This is a genomic window from Frankia gtarii (assembly GCF_025403375.1).
GTDB classification, from domain to species: Bacteria; Actinomycetota; Actinomycetes; order Frankiales; family Frankiaceae; genus Frankia; species Frankia gtarii.
Map to the genome: position 1 here is coordinate 1 of NZ_JAMPTM010000625.1, position 463 is coordinate 463.

Genomic DNA, 463 nt, shown 5'->3' on the forward strand with positions numbered 1-463 from the left:
GCCCGGAGCCGACCCGGTCGTGCGGCGGCGGTACCTGATCATGATGTCGATCGCGCTCGCCCTGTTCATCGCGGGCGGCACGGTGGTCCGGCTGTATTCCCTCCCAGCCGCCCTGATCATGATGGCGATCGCGGCGATCATCCCGCCGGTGGCCGTCGTCGTTGCGGGCCGTCCCCGCCTGCCGCCCGACCCGAACAACCGCGACCGGCCGGGACGCCAGGACTGACGGCACCGCAACACGGGGGCATTCGCGGGAAGCGATCGCAGTCACGCCCCGGTTTCCCCCGGCGCCGGTCAGCCGGGCAGGCGCACCCGCAGGGAGCCGACGGGGCGCCCGCCACCGAGCACCGGCGGCGCCCCGAGCAGGGCAAGCTGCGCCAGATCAAGATCCGTATGCCCTGGAATGTCCGCTCCGGGCAGCGCACCCAGGCGGTTCAGCGCGGCCAGCGCGACGGGGATACCC

1 protein-coding gene is annotated in these 463 nt (G+C 73.7%); it reads left to right on the plus strand.

Annotation, left to right across the window (positions count from 1 at the left end):
• Positions 1-226: DUF3099 domain-containing protein (locus tag NBZ83_RS32630; protein ID WP_261576567.1), on the plus strand; the 226-nt coding region annotated here is incomplete at its 5' end.
• Positions 227-463: the final 237 nt, after the last annotated feature.